Raw genomic sequence first — 14,133 nt, forward strand, 5'->3', positions numbered from 1 at the left:
CGAGCGAGAAACCGGCAGCAGTCGACGCCAGGTCGGCCCGGCCAGTCTCCGCTTGGGCACCAACCGTCGCACTGAGCGAACAGGGCGCCAGTGGTGGTCTTCAGCGCCGGGTGAGTGCCGCATAGATGTCGAGATGTTGCTTCATCACCACGTCGGGGTGGAACGTCTGCTCGTAGCGCGTGCGGGCGGCGCCGGCCAGTGCGGCGGCGTTGGCCAGCGCCGACGGCAGCGCCGCCGCGAGCGCCGCCGGTTCGGGCGCCACCACCCAGCCGGCCGGGTGCACGGCACCCGCCTGCCCGCCGGCACCGGGGCGCACGGCGCCCGCGTCGAGCCCGATCAGGTACGGGATGCCGCCGAGGGCGGTGCCGAGCACCGCACGGCCGCTGGCCAGGGCCTCGATCACCACGGTGGGCAGCACGTCGTGCCAGGTGGAAACGGCCAGCACCACGGCGGTGGCCCGCAGCGCGTCACGCACCCCGGCCCGGTCCAACGGGCCGAGGAAGTCGATGTCGGCGCGCCCGGCGGCAGCCTGCTCGACCAGCGGACGCAACTCACCGTCGCCGCCGATGCGCAACGTGCCGAGTGCGCCGTCGGGATGCCGCCGCCAGGCGTCGAGCAACAGCTCGATGCCTTTTTCCGGAGTGAGCCGGCCGAGGAAGAGGAAGCCGTCGCCGATCGGCGACGGCGGGCCCGGGTCGGCAATGGCGTTGGGCTTGACCACGATCCGCTCCGCCGGGATGCCGTACCCGCGCAGGTGCTCGGCGACGGCCGAGGTGAGCGCGATGAACCGGTCCACCGAGCGCCAGGTGGACCGGTGCACGGCGAGGGTCGCGGCCATCACCGCGCTCTGCGCCCGGGATCCCCGGTAGCAACGGTGGCGCACTCCCGGCAGGCCGATCGCCCTGCCCCGGCAGTCGGTGCAGATCCGGCCGTCACGGAAATACAGCCCGGCCGAGCAGACCTGCCGGTAGTTGTGCACGGTGTGCACCACCGGCACGCCGTGCCGGTGCGCGGTCCGGATCGCCCACGGTGAGATCAGCGGATACGGGTTGTGCAGGTGCAGCACGTCCGGGCGATGCTCGGCGAGCAGCCGATCCAGGTCGCGCTGGGCCGTCGGGGCGTAGCTCGGGGAGATCGGCAGCAGCGCCTTGCCGGTCGCCGGCATCGCCGGAATCTCGTCCGAGCTGCGCAGGAAGGGAACCACCTCGACGCCTGCGGCGGCGAGCTGGGTGATCTCGCTGTCGACGACGACGTTCTCCCCGGACGGCTGCGCCTCCCGGTAGCGGTTGTGCGCCACCACCACTTTCATCCCGGTCGCCCCTCCTCCCCGGCCCGGTCAAACGCTACCGTTTGAGCTGTGCCCGAGCTGCCCGAGGTACAGGCGCTCGCGGGCTACCTGCGCGAACGCGCGGTAGGCCGCCGGGTGCAGCGCGTCGAGGTGTCGGCGATCAACGCCATGAAGACGTACGACCCGTCGCCGGCCGCCCTCGCCGGGCTGCCGGTGACCGAAGCCGGCCGGCACGGCAAGTTCCTGGACGTGACGTTCGACGGTGGCCGGGAGGACGGTCCGGCCGGCGGCTCCGGCCTGCACCTGGTGGTGCACCTGGCCCGAGCCGGCTGGCTGCACTACCGCAACAGCTTCTCCTCGGCCGCGCCACTCAGGCCGGGCAAGGGGCCGATAGCGCTACGGGTACGCCTGGACGACGGGTCCGGGTTCGACCTCACCGAGGCCGGCACCCAAAAGAAGCTGGCCGCCTATCTGGTGACCGATCCGATGCTGGTGCCGGGCGTGGCACGGCTCGGTCCTGATGCGCTCGCGGTGGATCCGGCGACCTTCGCACAGCGGCTACGCGGCCGGCGCGGCCAGGTCAAAGGCGTGCTGACCGACCAGGAGACGTTGGCCGGGATCGGCAACGCCTACTCGGACGAGATCCTGCACGCCGCTCGGCTGTCCCCGTTCGCGCTGACCAACCGGCTCGGTGACGAGCAGATCGCGAGCTTGTACGCGGCGATGCGGGAGGTACTCACCGACGCGGTGACCCGGTCGCGCGGTCAGCGGGCGGCGGAGCTCAAGGGCGAGAAGCGTTCCGGGCTGAAGGTCCATGCGCGCACCGGGCTGCCTTGCCCGGTATGTGGGGACATTGTGCGGGAAGTCTCTTTTGCAGACTCGAGTCTGCAGTACTGTCCCATCTGCCAGACCGGGGGCAGGCCACTCGCTGACCGACGGTTGTCCCGGCTTGTGCGTTAGGTGACGAAATCGGCGATCGAGCGACGAATGTCCCGCGCAACCACTTTCTGCACCACTACGGAGACTTCCCCGATGACGATCCATCGGTATAGTGGCCCGGTCCCAAAGCTTCAACACCACCGGATCTGCCGGCCCTCGCCGTTTTGGCGGGAGGCGTAGAGTCTTTCGGGTTACCGTCCGTGTACGGGTGCCGTGGGAGACTCTGCTGGTGGGCGAGCCAAGCCTTCACGGAGAGTGGGCGGCACGTGTCACGCGGGAGGACGTGGGTGAGGTGACGACAAGCCTCCAGCGCCCGGTAACCAACACCAGCCGGAGCAACAGGGTGCGCCACGTCGACAGCTTCGAGATCCAACCACCCGCACCGTCGCCGCCGACCAACGGCGTACCCCGGTCGGCCTGGGCCAGGGCCAGCCGTCGTGCGTCCCGCTGGCACCGCCCGTACACCGCGATCCTGCTCGTCGGCGACTTCGCCGCCGCGGTGCTGGCCAGCTTCGTCTCGATCTCCCTGTTCGAGAAGGCGACGTCCGGCTTCTCGGACGCCGACGTGGACGCCACCTGGTTCCACACGGTGACCTACCTGCTGCTGCCGCTGGGCTGGGTGGTGGTGCTCTGGGGCACCGGTGCGTACGACCGACGCTATCTGGGGTTGGGTACCGACGAGTTCAAGCGGGTCATCCGGGGCGCGGTGACCGTGGCCGCGAGCGTGTCGTTCCTCGCCTTCGCCACCAAGACCGACCTGTCCCGACTATCGGTTGCCACTGCACTACTCGGTGCAATGGCGTTCATTCTGTTGTTCCGCTTCCTCGCCCGCTACGCGCTGCACCTGTTGCGTCGCAAGATCGGGCAGGCCGCGCACCGGATGGTGCTGGTCGGCACCCTCCCGGAGACCCTCGAAGTGTTCACGGTGGTCACCCGTAGCCCGGCCGCCGGGCTGATCCCGATCGCCATCCACCTCACCGACGGGTACGCGGCGGCCCGGGGCATCGAGACCCCGGTGCCGGTCTACGCCGGGCGCAACGTGCTCGCTCTGGTCCGGGAGGTCGGCGCGGACACCATCGCGGTGTGCGGCTCGGCCAGCTCCGAGCCGGGTGAGCTGCGTCGGCTGGCCTGGCAACTGGAGGGCAGCGGCGTCGATCTCGTCGTCGCCCCGCAGTTGACCGACATCGCCGGCCCGCGGGTGCACATCCGCCCGATCGAGGGTCTGCCCCTGCTACACGTCGAGGAACCCACCCTGTCCGGGCTGGGCTGGCTGGCCAAGAACCTGCTCGACCGGATCGCCGCCGGCCTGGGCCTGATCGCGCTGGCGCCGTTGTTCCTGGCGGTGGCGATCGCGATCCGGTTGTCCGATGCTGGGCCGGTCTTCTTCCGGCAGTCCCGGGTCGGGCACGAGGGCAAGGTGTTCCGGGTCTGGAAGTTCCGGACCATGTACGTCGACGCCGAGGAACGGCTCGCTTCGTTGGTCGACCAGAACGAGACCGACGGGATGCTGTTCAAGATCCGCAACGATCCTCGGGTCTTCCCGGTCGGCCGGTTCCTGCGGGCCAGCTCGATCGACGAACTACCCCAGCTGATCAACGTACTGAAGGGTGAAATGTCCCTGGTCGGGCCGCGACCGCTGCCCGCCGACGACGGCGACTTCCTCGGTGACGTCCGACGGCGGTTGCTGGTCCGCCCCGGGATGACCGGCCTGTGGCAGGTCTCCGGCCGCTCCGACCTGTCCTGGGACGAGGCCGTCCGGCTCGACCTCTACTACGTCGACAACTGGTCGCTCACCTACGACCTCAGCATTCTCTGGCGCACCGTCGGCGTGGTGCTGGCCCGTAAGGGCGCGTACTGAGGACCGGTTCCGGGCGTACTGAGGATCGGTTCTGCGCGTACTGAGGACCCGGACGGCGAACACCGACCGTTCGCCCGACGGCGACCGACCGTTGACCGACCGGTGCCGGCCATCCGCTTGGCAGTGCGTCCGGGACCGGACAAGATCTGCCTGTGGGTGCAAACCTATCCGCATCGCTCGCGGTCCTGGCCCTGGTGACCGCCCTGGCCGCCGCGGTCTACGCGGTCGTCCGGCTACGCGCCCGCCGGGGCATCGCCACCGCCACCCAGCGGGCCACCTACCAGGTGCTGCACACCGCCGAACTGGCCGCCGAGCCGCTGCGCAACGGCCTCGATCCGGCTGGTGCGGCGAGAGCGGTCCGGCACCTGCGTACGCTGGTCGGCGCGCCCGGGGCGGCCCTGGCCGACCACGGCGAACTCCTCGCCTACGACGGACGGGGCAGTCACCACGGCGAACAGTTCGCCGCCGCGACCGGACGGGCCCTCGACGCCGAACGCTCACTGGTGCTGACCGCCCGCGACCTGCCCTGTGACCGGCCGGACTGCCTGGTACGCGGTGCTGTCGTCGCGCCGTTGACCGGACCGGACGGCTACGCCAGCGTGGCACTGATCGCCGTGGTGGACGACGATCCGGCGCCCGGCCTGGTGCAGGCCACTCTGGAGACCGCCCGCTGGGCCGGCAACCAGCTCGCCCTGGCCGAGCTGGATTCGTCCCGCGAACGGCTCGCCAGGGCCGAGGTGCGCGCGTTGCGGGCGCAGATCAGCCCACATTTCATCTACAACGCGCTGACCGCGATCGCGTCGTTCGTCCGCACCGACCCGGAGCGGGCCCGGGACCTGATTCTCGAGTTCGCCGAGTTCACCCGCTACTCCTTCCGGGCGCACGGTGAGTTCACCACCCTCGCCGAGGAACTGCGCTCCATCGATCGATATCTGACCATCGAGCGGGCCCGGTTCGGCGAACGGCTACAGGTGCGGCTGCAGATCGCCCCGGAGGTGCTCGCGGTCCATCTGCCCTTCCTCTGCCTGCAACCGCTGGTGGAAAACGCGGTACGGCACGGGCTGTCACGCAAGCCCGGACTCGGTACGGTCAGCATCGAGGCCCGCGATGCCGGCACGGAGTGCCACATCACCGTGGAGGACGACGGAGTGGGCATGGATCCGGCCGTCCTGGTCGACGGGGCCTCCGGCGGCGCGCCGTCCGGGCCGACAGCCGGTCGGCCGACAGCCGGCGACGCCGGGCGTGGGCGGCGCAGCGCCGATCCGGTGGACGACGCCGGCCAACACGTCGGCCTGTCCAACGTCGATGAGCGGCTCCGGTCGGTCTTCGGCGACCAGTTCGGCCTGGTGGTGGAGACCGCGGTGGGTGCGGGTACGAAGGTGAGCATGCGGGTGCCGAAGTTCCACCCCGACGTAGCGCCCGGCGCCACCGGACGCTGGGAGGTGGTGTCGTGACCCCGTTCCTGCGGGTGCTCGCGGTGGACGACGAACCGCCCGCCCTGGACGAACTGGCCTACCTGCTGCGCGCCGATCCCCGGGTGGCCCGACTGCACACCGCAGCCGACGCGACCGAGGCACTGCGGGTGCTGCGCGACACCGACGTCGACGTGGTCTTCCTGGACATCCGGATGCCCGGACTGGACGGCATGGAACTGGCCCGGGTGCTGCGACGCTTCGCCCGCCCGCCCGCGATCGTCTTCGTCACCGCCTACGACGACGCGGCGGTCGACGCGTTCGATCTCGGCGTGACCGACTACGTACGCAAGCCGGTACGGGCCGAACGGCTCGCCGAATCCGTACGCCGCGTGTCGACCGCCCGGGTGGTGCCGGCTCATCCGGCCGCCCCGGCCCACAGCGAGGAGGATCCGGCGATCCCGGTCGAGCTGGCCGGTACCACCCGGATGCTGCCGCGCTCTGCGGTGCGCTGGGTGGAGGCGCAGGGCGACTACGCCCGGCTGCACACCGCCGAGGGGTCGCACCTGGTTCGGGTCCCACTGGCGACCCTCGGCGAACGATGGGCGGATGCCGGGTTCGTCCGAATCCACCGGTCTTTCCTGGTCCAACTGCGGTTGATCACCGAGTTGCGGTTGGCCAACTCCGGCTATGTGGTCGTCATCGACGGAACCGAGTTGCCGGTTTCCCGGCGGCACACCCGCGAACTCAAGGACAAGCTGGTCCGTGCCGCGAAGCACGACTGGAGCAAGTGAGCGAGCAGCGCCGCGAGCTGGCCGGGCGCCGACCGGCGGACGCACGCCGCGTTCATGCCGCGCGGCGCCGACGCAGCGTGGCCACCGCCGATCCGGTGAGGGTGAGCAGGCACTCCGGCAGCTGCCCGTCGGCCAGTGCGGCACCGAACAGCGCCTCCCCGGTCGAGTTGTCCGAGTTGGCGTAGGCGCTGACGAACCTGGCCACCCAGCGGGTGTCGTAGCCGGCCTCGTCGATGCCGGGGAAGTCGAGGGTCCATCCCCCCGCCGGCACGTCGTCACCGACCAGGGCGGCGGCAAGGCACCAGGCCACGCCGTACGCACCAGCGACCCCACTGCGATCGACGACGGCGTCGAAGGCACCCACCACGCTTTCGTTGTCGCCGGCCAGGGCGGAGCGCAGGATCTGCGCAGCGTCGTCGAACGCCTCGGCGGACCCATCGCGTCGCTCGGTCATGAGCGGAAGGGTATGCGCCACGGTCAAGCAGCAGCCAGTGAAACCCGCCGCTACAGCGAAGCTGACCAGGCCACCGACGTCGCGTTTGAGCCGCTGAGACGCTAAGGTGCCCTGCGGACCATCGGCCGATGGAGGACGTCCCCATGCTCGTGTCACGTGGCTCACGCGGCGCCGTTGTGGCGATCTGCGCAACCCTGCTGGTCACCGTCGGCGGCTGTGGCGGCTCGACGACCACCGACGACGAGACAGCGGTCACCGCCGTCCGGCTCTACGGCACCGACGGCAACATGAGCAACTCGTTCGGGGCCGAGTTCGCCGAGCAGGCCGGCCTGCTGTCGGGCATGAAGGGAACCAGTCCGCTCACCCCGCTGTCCGACGACTTCGTCGACCGGCTGCGCACCGTCGACCCGCAGCTCAACGACTTCCTGTACGCCGGCGAGGCGTACGACGCGGTGGTCATCAGCGCGCTGGCCGCGCAGCTGGCCGGCAGCACCGATCCGGCCGACATCGCCGCGCAGATCAACGGCGTGACGACCGGAGGCGAGCAGTGCGACACGGTCAGCTTCTGCCTCGAACTCGCCCGCGACGGCGAAGACATCGAGTACCGGGGCGTGTCGCTGAAACGGGGCGGCTTCACCGACGCCGGAGAGCCCTCCACGGCCAGCTACGCGACCTTGCACTTCGGCGCGAACGGGCAGATCAACAGCGGCAAGACCGAGTTCGTCGGGGCCGGTGACGAGTCGACCACGACGACCGCCGCCCCGCCGCCGGCGAAACCGCAGGGCGGCGGCTCCGGACGCACCGGTGCGCCGCTGAAACTCGGCGGTCTGCTGCCCCGTACCGGTGATCTGGCGCTGGCGTACCCGCCGCTGGCGGCCGGTACGGCATTGGCGGTCGAGGAGATCAACGAGGCCGGCGGGGTGCTGGACGACCCGGTGGAATGGTTCGACGGCGACGACGGCACCAACCCGGACGTGGCCCGCGACACGGTCGCCCGGCACGTCGAAGAGGGCGTCCATGTGATCATCGGTGCGGGTGCCTCCGGGATCTCCCGGGAGGTGCTGCCGGACGTGGTGCGGGCCGGGCTGATCCTCTTCTCGCCGTGCAACACCGATGCCGGGCTCAGCAGCATCGACGACAGCGGACTGTACTTCCGTACCGCACCGTCGGACCTGCTGCAGGGCCGGGCGTTGGCTGATGTGATCATGCGGGACGGGCCGCAGCGGATCGCGGTGGTGGCCCGTAAGGACTCCTACGGCGAAGGCCTGCAGGAAAACGTCCGGTCGGAGCTGTCCCGGGCCGGAATCGGGCCGGACCGGATCAAGCTGCTCACCTATGAGCCGCCGGCCGGTGCGGACGCGCCACCGGTCGACTTCGCCAGCGGCGCCCAGGAGATCAAGACGTTCGGCGCGGACGCGATCCTGATCATCGGATTCGGCGAATCCGCCGATGTGATCAAGGCCCTGGCCACCGCCGGGCTGCCGATCGACGAGTAGCCGCCCACGGCCGGATCGGTGCTGGTCGCTGGCACGTTCTCGGGATCACACGACGGTCCCCGGTGCGTACCGTTGCTCCTGTCGCAACCCGACGAGAGCAGGACGGGTTGCCCGGACACCGCCAGGACCGATCCGCGAAAGAGGCCAACATGAGTGAGTACGTCGACCCGGGGTTGGACGAGGAAGTCATCCCGGCCGAAGAGGGTCTGGGTAGCGACGGCGACCCGGGACACGACGACGCCGGCTACGAACCGTACGGCAGCGGCCCGTATGCGGTCGTTCAGCACAACGTCGACGGTTCCACCGATGTGGTGCTCGACCGCGACGGTGACGGCCTGGCCGACGCGGTGCTGCACGACGCCGACAGTGACGGGATCGCCGAGGTCGCCTTCGTCGACGGCGATCGTGATGGCCAGCTGGACAGCATGCTGCGCGACTTCGACGGTGACGGCACCGTCGACGAGATCAGCGTGGACAGCAATGGCGACGGGTGGTTCGACGTCGCGTCGACCGACACCGACGGCGACGGCCTGATCGACCAGGTGGTCGCCGACACCGACCACGATGGTCGGGCGGACACCTGGACCCGGGACACCGACTTCGACGGCCGGGCCGACGAGGTGCGGGTCGACGTGACCGGGGACGGAGCGGCCGACCAGGTGATGCGTGACAGCGACCACGACGGGGTACTGGACCAGGTGACCTACCTCAACCCGGAGGTCAACCCGTACGCCGCACGGTGAGGTCGGACGCCGGGCGGTGAGCCCGGCTCGGGTCGCGGCCCGGCGGATGGGACCCTACTGTCGACATCCGCACGGTTGTGCGCCAGGCATGGAGGGGCAGGGATGAGCGAAACACAGGAATCGGTCGAAACGCGGGGGGACGACCGCGTCGACCTACTCAAGGCGGACACCAACAACGACGGGCAGACCGACGTCTGGGTGGTGGACACCGACGGTGACGGCAAGGCCGACATGTACCAGTTCGATACGGATGGTGATGGCCGAGTCGACATCACCATGGTCGATCTCGACGAGGACGGCACCCCGGACGAGGTTGTCGACGGCGACGGCGGACACCCGCCGGCCAGCTGATCCGGCGGCGGCCGACGCCGGCACAGCTGGATCCGCTGGCGGTGGGTGGAATCGGAAAGGGCGGTGATCCCGGTCGGACCGGGATCACCGCCCTTACGCGTAGCCGATGTCAGCCCATCTGGAGAGAGGCTTGTCAATCACCCTGGCGCTGCTGGGGAATCTGCCCCTGCAACAGGGCACGTACTTCCGACTCCCGGTAGCGGCGGTGGCCGCCCAACGTCCGAATGGCGCTAAGCTTGCCGGCCTTCGCCCACCGGGTCACGGTTTTCGGGTCGACTCGGAACATCGACGCCACCTCGGCCGGTGTGAGCAACGGCTCTGGTTCGTGCGTACGCGATGCCATCAGTCACTCCTCCACAGTGCTATAGACATCGGCCGGGGTCCCGCCGGCCGACGCGTCTCCCATGGTCCGGCTAGTCCCCGATGTCCGACATGGGCCGAACGGCCGAACGTCCTTGGATGGACGGATGAGCAATGACCGATTTTTGTACTTATTTTATACCAGAACATATCTTAATCGGACTCTTGATCACCGGTCGTGAACGCCTGATTACGAATTCTCTTCAGGATTCATGCCAGATGACACAGTATTTACGACCCGTTTTGTCCCGATGCAATACCATTCATGATTACTAATTGCAGCGTTCCAGCAACTGCACGGCGCGCCAGCGGGCGACAAGCTTCTCGTACGCCTCGCCGGCGTCGTCGGCGTCGCCCCGAGACAACGCGGCGAGCCCGGCTGCCACCAATCCGGGCGAGTCGTCGTCGGTCAGCGAGTCGTCCGGTAGCAGCCGCACCAACCCGCCGTAGTCGAGTTCGACTACGGAGCGTGGGTGGAACTCCTCCAGCCACCGCGCGCTCTCCTCGACCGCCTCGGTGATCGGCGCATCGCCCACCGACTTACGTAGGACGGACAAACCTCGCGACGCCCGGCGCCGAGCCTTGGAAATCTCGGTGCGGTAGCGCAACGCCCGCCGCGACGCGGCGGTGACCAGCTCCCGTTCGGCCAGGTCCACGAAGACGAACCAGCGCAGCGGCACCCCCCAGGTGGCGACCTGCTCGTGCAACCGCGGCACGCCCTGCTCCAGCACCCGTGCGCCGCTACGCCAGTCGTCGACCACCGCCCGCGCCTGCCCGGCCAGAATCGGCGGGACGAAGGCGTCGGCGAGCACCGAAGGCACTCCGTCCCGGGCGCTCAACGCTGCTTCCGCCACGCGCACCCGCAGATTCCACGGACAGACCAGCAGCGTGTCGTCGGACTCCAGGACATAGGCTTCGTCCGGCAGATCCGGCAGGCGGGTCCAGCCGGCGCCCAACGCCTCGATGACCGCGGTGCGCTGTCGGCCCGGCCCCTCCAAGGGGCCGACGGCACGACCTTCCCGGACGTACCGGCGCCAGTAGATCTGCCGCTCGCGGTCGAACGCGGCGAGCGGCTCGTAGACCCGCAGATAGGAAGCGAAGAGGGACGGCACGGCGCGATCCTCCCACGAAAACCCGTGACATTGCCTCTGGCAGGGGCAAACGGCCCGCCCGGAGACAAGGGAGAACGTCCGGCGCTACCGGCCGATACTAGGCTCATTCACGCGGGCCCACCGGCCCGGGTCTACCGGACGCACCTCACGAGGGTGCCCCACACCGCCTCAGGAGCAGACATGGGCGTCTTCGCCACCACCAGCGGCTCGGACACCGCCGGGCACGAACAGGTCGTTTTCTGCCAGGACCAGCCGACCGGGCTGAAGGCCATCATCGCCATCTATTCCACCGCGCTGGGACCCGCACTCGGCGGCACCCGGTTCCACCCGTACGCGTCCGAAGCCGACGCACTGCGCGACGTGCTGGAACTGTCCCGTGGCATGGCCTACAAGAACGCCACCGCCGGACTCGACCTCGGCGGCGGCAAGGCGGTCATCTGGGGTGATCCCGAGCAGGTCAAGACAGAGGCACTGCTGCGGGCGTACGGGCGGTTCGTCGAGTCACTCGGCGGGCGTTACTACACCGCCTGCGACGTCGGCACCTACGTACCCGACATGGACATCGTGGCCCGGGAGACCCGCTACGCGACCGGACGCAGCCCGCAGGCCGGCGGGGCCGGCGACTCGTCGATCCTCACCGCCTGGGGCGTCTTCCAGGGGATGCGGGCGGCGGCGGAACACCGGTGGGGTACCACCAGCCTGCGTGACCGGCGGATCGGCATCGCCGGTCTCGGCAAGGTCGGTCGGCAGCTGACCGGTCACCTGATCGACGACGGTGCGTCGGTGGTGGCCACCGACGTCGACGACCGCGCCGTGGACTGGGCCCGGCACAGCTACCCGCAGGTCGATCTGGTCACCGACACCGATGCCCTGATCCGTGGTGATCTCGACATCTACGCACCGTGCGCGCTCGGCGGGACGTTGAACGACGAAACGGTGCCGGTGCTGCGAGCGGCGGTCGTCGCCGGAGCCGCGAACAACCAGCTCGCCCATCCCGGCATCGAGAAGATGCTCGCCGAGCGGGGCATCCTCTACGTGCCGGACTACGTGATCAACGCTGGCGGGGTGATCCAGGTGGCGGACGAGGCCACCGGTGCCACCACCCCGTCGGCCACCGGTCGGTACGGGTTCGACTTCGAGCGGGCCAAGGCACGCACCACCGGCATCTTCGACACGACCGGGCAGATCCTGCGCGCCGCTGAAGAGGAAGGGGTGCCGCCGGCGGTCGCGGCCGACCGGCTGGCCGAACGTCGGATGGCCGAGATCGGCCGGTTACGCACGATCCACCTACGGTGACCGAATCGACGGCGCCGGGTCACGAGCGGCGGGGTATGGGCTCCTTACCCCACCATCGGCTCGCTGCTGACAGGTAATCGATGACTCGCGGGGACGACCCGATGCAACCCGAGGTGCCGAACCTGGGTCTACCCATGTACCGTAAGAGCCACGAGAGATGCCTGACGTCATCGGGGCCCGCCTTCGGGCTGCCCCGAATTCTGTGCGAGGGGGTCGAGCCATGGGGCGCGGCCGTGCTAAGGCCAAGCAGACAAAGGTGGCCAGGGAGCTGAAATATCACTCCCCGAACACCGACCTCGCCGCCTTGCAGCGAGAGCTCGCCGGCAGCGGCAAGTCGGACCGTGATTTCGACGACGAGTACGATCCGTACCTCGACGACGATGACGAGGACGACAAAGCCGACGACGACCGGGGCAACTGGACGTCCTCCTCGCCCCGCTGAGGGTCCGGCTGGAGAGAAGCACGCGGAAGCGACCGCGTGCTGATTCATGTCGACGAGGACTCCGGCCCGGTACGTCTGACGCGCGTCGGAACACCGCTATCCGGTGGTGCGCGGCTCCCATGGTGGAGGCGCACCACCGGATCTTTCAACGCGCGCTACCGCGAGCTCTGTCGTGGGTAGGCGTCAGCGTGGTCGGTTGTTCCAGTTGTAGAACGTCGGGATGTTCTCGAAGTGGTTCCAGGCACACACCGCGCTGTCGGTGCCGGCCGCCTCGTCGCGTTGCCGGCGGGCCAGCTCCGCCTCGGCCAACAGGAGCGCCAGTCCTTGCCGGGCGGCGTGGACGCGATCCGCGACCGGATCCGCTCCGTCCAGGTCCCGTACTGCCGTGGGCGGTCCCGATGCTCCGGTGTCATGCTCGCTGACCCGTTCAGGCTGCAGACCGCTGCTGATCTCGGGCATGGGCCAACACTCCCTCCAGTAGGCTGATCTTGCTGTTACGGCAGTGGTTGGTCTCCGTACCGTCAAAACGCCCGTGTTCGAAGTAGCGGTTCGCAGCATGGCCACCCCCACAGAACCGGAAGTACGGGCAACTGTCGCGGCATGCCTCCACGCCGGCCAGGAACTCGGTGATCCAACTGGCCCGTTGGGGCGCAGCGAGGATCTCGGCCAATCCGGTATCGAGCACGTTCCCACTGCTGAAATCTCCGTACCGGGGGTCGGAGAACCCGGCGAGTTCCGGCGAGAGCAGCACCACCGAGCCGTCGTGCCCGACCGTCGGGATCGGGTCGAGATGGCGTGGGAGCACCAGGTCGGCGGTGCCGTCCAGAACCGCCGCCGTGTACCGCAGTGACCACTCGACCTCCCGCAGATGGATGCGCGGCGCCCGCCGCCAGGCACCGACCAGCTCCGCCCAGAACCCGGAGACCGCCTGGGCCGACCATCTGTTGGACCGCAGATTCACGCCCTCGGTTTCCTCGATGTTGATGCCAAGTACGTCACACCCGAGATCCAGGAAGAAGTCGTACAACTCGGTCGCCAGACCGGGACGTGGGTCGCTGACCACGCACAGGGCCGAGAAGGTGATCCGGTGTCGGCGCAGCGCCTCGATACCACGCATGATCTGGTCGTATGCCGGCCGCCCTCCGCGAGCACGCCGCTCGTCGTTACGTGGCGCGGGACCGTCGACACTGACGCTGACCCGCATCTGGTGCTGGCGGAAGAAGTCACACCAGGTGTCGTCGATCAGCGTCGCGTTGGTCTGCACATGATGCTCGACCCCGGGATCGAACGGGGTCAGCAGGGCGGCCAAATGGTCCTGTCCGGCGGCGAGCGGCTCACCGCCGTGCCAGACCACCGAGAACCGACGCTGGGCCGCCCATCCGTTGACCGCGTCAGCCACCGCCGTGGCGACGGCGAGCGGCATCCGCTGGTTCGCGGCCCGCATCGGCAGGTAGCAGTAGCTGCAGTCAAGGTTGCACAGCGTGGTGGGTTGCATCACCACGTACGTGGGCATCCTGGCCACCCCACGCATCCCCAGCGGAGCCGGTGCAGCCGCAGCGGACCGGTCCTGCCGGGTTTCGTCCCTGGT

General features: G+C 69.3%; 15 protein-coding genes. 9 read left to right on the forward strand and 6 right to left on the reverse strand.

The window, feature by feature from the left end; all coding sequences use genetic code 11:
- Positions 1-100: 100 nt before the first annotated feature.
- Positions 101-1,309: a glycosyltransferase family 4 protein gene (locus tag ACN27F_RS18090; RefSeq protein WP_421434862.1), complete on the reverse strand. Its 1,209-nt coding sequence runs from the start codon at positions 1,307-1,309 to the stop codon at positions 101-103.
- 48 nt (positions 1,310-1,357) lie between these two features.
- Here ACN27F_RS18090 and ACN27F_RS18095 point away from each other — a divergent pair, with 48 nt between their 5' ends.
- The 4 genes from ACN27F_RS18095 to ACN27F_RS18110 all read left to right on the forward strand — a co-directional run bounded on the left by ACN27F_RS18095 (position 1,358) and on the right by ACN27F_RS18110 (position 6,291).
- Positions 1,358-2,248, forward strand: coding sequence for an Fpg/Nei family DNA glycosylase (locus ACN27F_RS18095; RefSeq protein WP_421434863.1), 891 nt, complete (start codon positions 1,358-1,360; stop codon positions 2,246-2,248).
- Between the two features lie 322 nt (positions 2,249-2,570).
- Positions 2,571-4,085, forward strand: a complete 1,515-nt coding sequence (locus tag ACN27F_RS18100; RefSeq protein WP_421434865.1) for a sugar transferase — start codon at positions 2,571-2,573, stop codon at positions 4,083-4,085.
- Positions 4,086-4,237: 152 nt separating this feature from the next.
- Positions 4,238-5,539, forward strand: coding sequence for a sensor histidine kinase (locus tag ACN27F_RS18105; RefSeq protein WP_421434867.1), 1,302 nt, complete (start codon positions 4,238-4,240; stop codon positions 5,537-5,539).
- Complete coding sequence (locus ACN27F_RS18110) at positions 5,536-6,291, forward strand: LytR/AlgR family response regulator transcription factor (protein ID WP_421434869.1); 756 nt, start codon at positions 5,536-5,538, stop codon at positions 6,289-6,291. Before ACN27F_RS18105 ends, ACN27F_RS18110 begins: the two co-directional genes overlap by 4 nt.
- A gap of 52 nt (positions 6,292-6,343) precedes the next feature.
- On the opposite strand, the gene ACN27F_RS18115 is transcribed toward ACN27F_RS18110, so the two are convergent.
- The gene (locus tag ACN27F_RS18115; protein WP_421434871.1) at positions 6,344-6,745 is read right to left on the reverse strand and encodes a hypothetical protein; all 402 of its coding nucleotides are present in this window, start codon (positions 6,743-6,745) and stop codon (positions 6,344-6,346) included.
- 143 nt (positions 6,746-6,888) lie between these two features.
- Here ACN27F_RS18115 and ACN27F_RS18120 point away from each other — a divergent pair, with 143 nt between their 5' ends.
- From ACN27F_RS18120 to ACN27F_RS18130, 3 genes are all read left to right on the forward strand, one after another.
- Entirely contained in the window at positions 6,889-8,241 is a 1,353-nt protein-coding gene (locus tag ACN27F_RS18120) for an ABC transporter substrate-binding protein (protein ID WP_421440284.1), read from the forward strand.
- Between the two features lie 149 nt (positions 8,242-8,390).
- A complete protein-coding gene (locus ACN27F_RS18125; protein ID WP_421434874.1) occupies positions 8,391-8,984 on the forward strand; it encodes a hypothetical protein in 594 nt (197 codons plus the stop codon).
- 102 nt (positions 8,985-9,086) lie between these two features.
- Positions 9,087-9,335 carry a hypothetical protein gene (locus ACN27F_RS18130; RefSeq protein WP_421434877.1) on the forward strand — a complete coding sequence of 83 codons (249 nt, stop codon included), beginning with the start codon at positions 9,087-9,089 and terminating at the stop codon, positions 9,333-9,335.
- Between the two features lie 133 nt (positions 9,336-9,468).
- On the opposite strand, the gene ACN27F_RS18135 is transcribed toward ACN27F_RS18130, so the two are convergent.
- Both ACN27F_RS18135 and ACN27F_RS18140 read right to left on the reverse strand, forming a co-directional pair.
- Positions 9,469-9,678, reverse strand: a complete 210-nt coding sequence (locus tag ACN27F_RS18135; RefSeq protein ID WP_007073996.1) for a BldC family transcriptional regulator — start codon at positions 9,676-9,678, stop codon at positions 9,469-9,471.
- Positions 9,679-9,967: 289 nt separating this feature from the next.
- The gene (locus ACN27F_RS18140; protein ID WP_421434879.1) at positions 9,968-10,807 is read right to left on the reverse strand and encodes a hypothetical protein; all 840 of its coding nucleotides are present in this window, start codon (positions 10,805-10,807) and stop codon (positions 9,968-9,970) included.
- 180 nt (positions 10,808-10,987) lie between these two features.
- Between ACN27F_RS18140 and ACN27F_RS18145 the strand changes: the two genes are divergently transcribed.
- Both ACN27F_RS18145 and ACN27F_RS18150 read left to right on the forward strand, forming a co-directional pair.
- Positions 10,988-12,103, forward strand: coding sequence for a Leu/Phe/Val dehydrogenase (locus ACN27F_RS18145; protein ID WP_421434881.1), 1,116 nt, complete (start codon positions 10,988-10,990; stop codon positions 12,101-12,103).
- A gap of 220 nt (positions 12,104-12,323) precedes the next feature.
- Positions 12,324-12,545, forward strand: a complete 222-nt coding sequence (locus tag ACN27F_RS18150) for a DUF3073 domain-containing protein (protein WP_421434883.1) — start codon at positions 12,324-12,326, stop codon at positions 12,543-12,545.
- A 183-nt stretch (positions 12,546-12,728) separates the two neighbouring features.
- Here ACN27F_RS18150 and amcA read toward each other — a convergent pair whose 3' ends face one another.
- Together amcA and amcB are read right to left on the reverse strand one after the other, a co-directional pair.
- Positions 12,729-13,004, reverse strand: coding sequence for a multiple cyclophane-containing RiPP AmcA (amcA, locus tag ACN27F_RS18155; protein WP_421434886.1), 276 nt, complete (start codon positions 13,002-13,004; stop codon positions 12,729-12,731).
- Positions 12,973-14,076, reverse strand: coding sequence for a cyclophane-forming radical SAM peptide maturase AmcB (amcB, locus tag ACN27F_RS18160; protein ID WP_421440286.1), 1,104 nt, complete (start codon positions 14,074-14,076; stop codon positions 12,973-12,975). Before amcB ends, amcA begins: the two co-directional genes overlap by 32 nt.
- Positions 14,077-14,133: the final 57 nt, after the last annotated feature.

This window comes from Solwaraspora sp. WMMB335, assembly GCF_049179075.1.
In the GTDB taxonomy this organism is placed as follows: Bacteria; Actinomycetota; Actinomycetes; order Mycobacteriales; family Micromonosporaceae; genus Micromonospora_E.

What these genes read in the sequence shown, in the direction of transcription:
- ACN27F_RS18090 (WP_421434862.1), bottom strand. Translation starts at nt 1,309, where the DNA reads ATGAAAGTGGTGGTGGCGCACAACCGCTACCGGGAGGCGCAGCCGTCC.
- ACN27F_RS18115 (WP_421434871.1), bottom strand. Translation starts at nt 6,745, where the DNA reads ATGACCGAGCGACGCGATGGGTCCGCCGAGGCGTTCGACGACGCTGCG.
- ACN27F_RS18120 (WP_421440284.1), top strand. Translation starts at nt 6,889, where the DNA reads ATGCTCGTGTCACGTGGCTCACGCGGCGCCGTTGTGGCGATCTGCGCA.
- ACN27F_RS18125 (WP_421434874.1), top strand. Translation starts at nt 8,391, where the DNA reads ATGAGTGAGTACGTCGACCCGGGGTTGGACGAGGAAGTCATCCCGGCC.
- ACN27F_RS18130 (WP_421434877.1), top strand. Translation starts at nt 9,087, where the DNA reads ATGAGCGAAACACAGGAATCGGTCGAAACGCGGGGGGACGACCGCGTC.
- ACN27F_RS18135 (WP_007073996.1), bottom strand. Translation starts at nt 9,678, where the DNA reads ATGGCATCGCGTACGCACGAACCAGAGCCGTTGCTCACACCGGCCGAG.
- ACN27F_RS18145 (WP_421434881.1), top strand. Translation starts at nt 10,988, where the DNA reads ATGGGCGTCTTCGCCACCACCAGCGGCTCGGACACCGCCGGGCACGAA.
- ACN27F_RS18150 (WP_421434883.1), top strand. Translation starts at nt 12,324, where the DNA reads ATGGGGCGCGGCCGTGCTAAGGCCAAGCAGACAAAGGTGGCCAGGGAG.
- amcA (WP_421434886.1), bottom strand. Translation starts at nt 13,004, where the DNA reads ATGCCCGAGATCAGCAGCGGTCTGCAGCCTGAACGGGTCAGCGAGCAT.
- amcB (WP_421440286.1), bottom strand. Translation starts at nt 14,076, where the DNA reads ATGCGTGGGGTGGCCAGGATGCCCACGTACGTGGTGATGCAACCCACC.